The 240-nt window shown below is 22.5% G+C and carries 1 pseudogene; it reads left to right on the top strand.

What is annotated here, in order from left to right:
- Positions 1-45 precede the first annotated feature (45 nt).
- A pseudogene (locus EII32_RS12440) lies at positions 46-141 on the top strand (SMR family transporter); the annotation flags it as partial.
- Positions 142-240 lie beyond the last annotated feature (99 nt).

The following is a 240-nucleotide window of genomic DNA, read 5'->3' as shown; positions in this document are numbered from 1 at the left end:
TTAGAATAAAATTAAATAAAATACGAAAATTAAAAGGAGTTAAAAATGCCTTATATTTATTTAATAATAGCCATAAGTACTGAAGTTATTGGAAGTGCATTTCTTAAATCTTCAGAAGGCTTTTCAAAATTTATACCATCCTTTAGAATAAAATTAAATAAAATACGAAAATTAAAAGGAGTTAAAAATGCCTTATATTTATTTAATAATAGCCATAAGTACTGAAGTTATTGGAAGTGC

The organism is Prevotella sp. OH937_COT-195 (assembly GCF_003932845.1).
In the GTDB taxonomy this organism is placed as follows: Bacteria; Bacteroidota; Bacteroidia; order Bacteroidales; family Bacteroidaceae; genus Prevotella.
Note: the sequence above shows the minus strand (reverse complement) of the source record. Positions and strands in the feature narration are given on the sequence as shown.